The sequence below is a fragment of the Bradyrhizobium sp. SHOUNA76 genome (assembly GCF_023006445.1).
Lineage (GTDB): Bacteria > Pseudomonadota > Alphaproteobacteria > Rhizobiales > Xanthobacteraceae > Bradyrhizobium.
On sequence record NZ_JALBHA010000526.1, the window covers coordinates 1 to 4,246 of the forward strand.

Annotated in this window: 5 protein-coding genes, 1 pseudogene and 1 riboswitch; of the genes and pseudogenes, 1 reads left to right on the forward strand and 5 read right to left on the reverse strand. The window is 67.5% G+C overall.

What is annotated here, in order from left to right:
- Positions 1-195, forward strand: a 195-nt coding sequence (locus tag MOV74_RS32465; protein WP_246931076.1) for a histidine phosphatase family protein, incomplete at its 5' end; no start/stop codon positions are given.
- Here MOV74_RS32465 and cobT read toward each other — a convergent pair.
- From cobT to MOV74_RS32490, 5 genes and pseudogenes are all read right to left on the reverse strand, one after another.
- On the reverse strand, positions 188-1,240 hold the full coding sequence (cobT, locus tag MOV74_RS32470) for a nicotinate-nucleotide--dimethylbenzimidazole phosphoribosyltransferase (RefSeq protein ID WP_246931077.1): 1,053 nt from the start codon (positions 1,238-1,240) through the stop codon (positions 188-190). The genes MOV74_RS32465 and cobT overlap by 8 nt on opposite strands.
- A gap of 10 nt (positions 1,241-1,250) precedes the next feature.
- Positions 1,251-2,000, reverse strand: a complete 750-nt coding sequence (gene cobF, locus MOV74_RS32475) for a precorrin-6A synthase (deacetylating) (RefSeq protein WP_246931080.1) — start codon at positions 1,998-2,000, stop codon at positions 1,251-1,253.
- Between the two features lie 40 nt (positions 2,001-2,040).
- Positions 2,041-2,718, reverse strand: a complete 678-nt coding sequence (locus tag MOV74_RS32480; RefSeq protein ID WP_246931078.1) for an energy-coupling factor ABC transporter permease — start codon at positions 2,716-2,718, stop codon at positions 2,041-2,043.
- Positions 2,719-2,754: 36 nt separating this feature from the next.
- Positions 2,755-2,974: riboswitch (cobalamin riboswitch) on the reverse strand.
- 45 nt (positions 2,975-3,019) lie between these two features.
- Positions 3,020-3,751, reverse strand: coding sequence for a uroporphyrinogen-III C-methyltransferase (cobA, locus tag MOV74_RS32485; RefSeq protein WP_246931079.1), 732 nt, complete (start codon positions 3,749-3,751; stop codon positions 3,020-3,022).
- Positions 3,748-4,246, reverse strand: a pseudogene (locus MOV74_RS32490) (cobyrinic acid a,c-diamide synthase); the annotation flags it as partial. The pseudogene MOV74_RS32490 and the gene cobA, both read right to left, overlap by 4 nt.

A 4,246-nucleotide genomic window follows, 5' to 3' on the forward strand; every position in this document is an offset into this window, starting at 1 on the left:
GGTCTGTCGCGGATCGCGGCCGGATCGGCCACGCTCGTCGTGCATTCCGGCACCATCCGCGCCGCGCTCTGCATCGCGCTGGATCTCACGCCGCAGGCAGCCTTGCGCTTCGTGATCGATCCGCTGTCGCTGACCCGGATCGATCGCCTCGCGGCCGGCTGGCGCATCGTGTCCGTCAACCAGCGGATCAGCTAGGTCTGTCAGGCACGTTGGCTTGCGCGAATGTTGCCATGCCGTTGTGGAGCGCGCAGGCGAGGCGCACCAGCGGCAGCGCGATGGCGGCACCTGATCCCTCGCCGAGCCTGAGGTCGAGGCTGATCAGCGGTTGCACATTGAGCGCGCGGAGCACCAGACGATGCCCCTGCTCGGCCGATTGATGCGAGGCCAGCTGGAACGGCTGGCATGACGGGTTCAGCCGTGCTGCGGCGAGCGCTGCCACCGACACGATGAAGCCGTCGATCAGCACGGGGATGCGGCGCTGCGCGGCCGCGATGATCGCGCCTGAGATCGCTGCGATCTCGAGCCCGCCGACAGCACACATGATTTTTTCGGGCGACGCACCCGCAACGCCATGCAGCGCAATCGCGGCATCGATCACGCGCGCCTTGTGTGCGCGGCCGGCCGCATCGATCCCAGTGCCGCTGCCGGCGATTTCCTCGGCACTCACGCCAAGCAGGCTCGCCGCGATCGCCGCCGAGGTTGTGGTGTTGCCGATGCCCATCTCGCCGAAGATCAGCAGATCGGGCTGATTGGTCGCCGCACGCGCAACCGCGCGCTGGCCGGCCTCGAAGGCAAACGCCAGCTCCGCAGGTGTGAGCGCGGCCTCGACGCTGAAATCGCGGGAGCCCTGGCGCGGCCTGTCGGTGACGATGCCGCCTATCTCCTCCCGCGCCAGCGTCCCGGCGTCCACGACCTCCAGGCTCGAGCCCAACTCGCGCGCCAGCACTGAGATCGCCGCGCCGCCGGCGGCAAAATTCGCCATCATCGCGATGGTCACTTCTTGCGGATAGGCCGAGACGCCCTGCGCGACGATGCCGTGATCGCCGGCGAAGATGATGATCGGCACAAGCGCGGCGCGCGGTTGCTCCGTCGCCTGCAAACCTGCAAGCTCGATTGCAAGCTGCTCGAGCCGGCCGAGTGCACCGGTCGGCTTTGTCAGCTGCGCCTGCCGCGCCATCGCCGCCTCGCGATGGATCGCGGAGATCTCGGGGCACTTTTGGTAGACCCATTCGGGGAGCATGCTGCCTCGCTTAACGCGCGCGCTTGAGGATGTAGCTGTCCATGATCCAGCCGTGCCGCGCGCGCGCGTCCTGCCGCACCGCGACAATGCGCGGGCCGATCTCGGCCAGCGCGCCGGATAGGATGATCTGGTCGGGCATGCCGAGATAGGCGCCCCAATAGATTTGAATCCCGGCTGAATCTAGCGACTGGAACGCCGTGTCGCCGTCGAGCATCACCACCACGGTGTCGACGCCCTGCGGCCAGCCGCCCTCGCGCAAGCGGCGGCCGGTCGAGACCAAAAAGGGCTCGCCGATGTCGTTGAGCGGCAGCGCATGCGCCGCGCACAGCGCCTGAATCGAGGTGATACCGGGCACGACTTCAATCTTCGGCAAGGGATTGAGCCGACGCGCAATGCGCAGCGAGGAATCATAGAGCGAGGGATCGCCCCAGATCAGCAGCGCGACCTTGCCCTTGCCTGCAAGATGTTCTGCGATCGTCTGCGACCAGGTCGCGGCGACCGCATCGTGCCAATCGTCCACGCCCTTGCGGTAATCCGCTTCACCGGCGTCGCGCACGGGGAGATCGAACTCGGCGATTTCAGTCTTGTCGCTGGTGAGCACGTCCGCGCAGATCGTCCGCCGGAGATCGGCGAGGTCGGATTTCGCCGTTCCCTTGCGCGGGATCAGGACGAGATCGGCCGCGTTGATGGCGCGGATCGCGGCGCGCGTGAGCTGATCGGGATCGCCGCAGCCGATGCCTATCAGGGAGAGCGTGAGCATCGCGAGCGCGAGGGGCGGCATACCGCCCCTCGCTGATCTCTCAGGCCGCGTTATGCAGGCGCGGGGTGACGAGGCCTGGCGCGGTGACGCCACGCAGCGACTTCGCCAACGCCAGCACGGCGAGATCGGCCAGCGGCTCGATCACGATGACGAGCGCATAGGAGGCCGCGAACGCCGCGATGTTGGCGAGGTTGCTCATGGCAAAACCGGAGCCATAGAGCGCCCAGAACGCCACCCAGGCGATCACGCCAGCCTGATAGGTCGTCGAGAGCGCCAGCGCCTGCCGATACTTCAAATCGACATAGGCGGTGTTACGGGCAATGATCCGCGAGGCGATCGCCTGGATCGCGAACAGCGGCACCAGCAGCGTCGTGACGTTCATGCCGTATTGCGGGATGTCGGCCGGCTCGAACAACACGCCCTGGAGCAACAGGCCGAGCGCCAGGCCGAAGGCCGCAGGCGCCGCGCCGAACAGCAGGAACAAGGTCGAGCCGAGGATGAAGTGCACTTCGGAGACGCCGACCGGGAAGTGCGGCAGAACCTGGAAGAAAGTGAAGACGAGGCCCGTTGTGGCGAGCGTTCGCGCCGCGAAAGAGCCGACGCCCTGCTCGCGCACGGTCTCGGCTGCAAGTTTCAAGGCAACGCCGCCTGCGGCGATGCCGGTTGCGTAACTCAACACGAGCTTGGCGCCCGTCACGATTCCGGGTTCGATATGCATGGCTCAATTCCTTCCTGCCGTCACACCCGACGGCCTTGGCCTCAAAACGTGCAGGGCCGGTCTCCTGGCTCGCGGTTCACTGGGATCTCCGGCCTTCCCGAACCTTTCGGCCCAGTGGCGGTTCGGAGCCCCTCACCGCTTACAGTCGCGGGGGCGGCTGGGGTTTTGGGCGCCGCAACTTGGTCCGCCCACCCCCATTCCCGATTATGCTCCGACGCTTTGCGCCGCGTTGAGCACCATGCCTCTCCTGTGTGCCCCTTTCGCGGAGCCGGCGTCAAGGGGCGAACGGCCACCGCGGCCGTCACGACGGATAATCCCCCGCCAGCGCGCCGAACAGGATCACCGCAGCCGTGGATGCGGCGCCGCCGCGGGCAAGCTGCTCGGCAAGCTCGGCAATGGTGGTCCGGACCAGCCGCTCGTCGGGGCGGCCGAGGGATTCGGCGAACAGCGCCGGCGTATCCGCGGCGAGACCGTGCGCAATCAATTTTGCGGCAAGCCCCGGGAAGGTGCGCCGCCCCATATAGACCACGGTCGTCGCTTCAGGATCGGCCAGTGCAGCCCAATTCAGATTCGGCGGCAGCTCGCCCGTCACATCAGCCCCGGTCACGAACTGCACCCGGCGCGAGGTATGACGACGGGTCAGGGGAATGCCCGCTTGCGCGGCGGCCACACAGGCCGAGGTGACGCCGGGAATGATCTCATAGCCGATGCCCGCCTCGCGCAGCGTCTCCAGCTCCTCCTCGAGCCGGCCGAAAATGCCGGCGTCGCCCGACTTCAAGCGAACCACGCGCACGCCTGTCGCGGCATAGTCGACCAGGAGACGGTTGACATGGTGCTGCTTGGTCGAGGGTCGCCCGGCCCGCTTCCCGACCGCGACGAGATTGGCGCCGGGCCGGGCGAGATCGAGGATCGCACCCGACGCAAGATCGTCATAGAGCACGACGTCGGCCTCGCGCAGCCGCGCGGCGCCCTTGAGCGTGAGCAGCTCGGGATCGCCGGGGCCGGCGGAGATGAAGGAGACAAAACCGCTCACCGGTCCTCCGCGATCAGATGAAAGAACGTGCCGGTGGCACGTCCGCGCCGCGAGCCGGTCTCGGCGATGACCGCGCCAGTCGCATCAAGCACCACGGCCAGCGGCGTGTCGGGCTGGGCGAGGATCGTCGAATAGTGGAATTCGTGGCCGCGCAGGCGCGCACCGGCCTGATGGCCCGGTATCGGCGCGGCGAGTTCGGCGAGGCGGTAGCCCAGATGCATGCGGCGTTTGGCAAAGCTCGTCTCGAGGCCAAGAAGGCCCGTCATCTCATGGCGGATACCGTCCGCGTCGGTCAACGCGGTTCCCAGCACCATATAGCCCCCGCATTCGCCATGCACCGGCCGCGTTTCGGCAAAGTCGCGCAGGCCGCTGCGAAAGCGCGCATTGGAGGCGATCCTGCCGGCATGAAGCTCGGGATAGCCGCCGGGCAGCCAGCACACGTCGGCGCTCGCGTCGGGCGTTTCATCGGCCAGCGGCGAGAACGGCGATATCTCG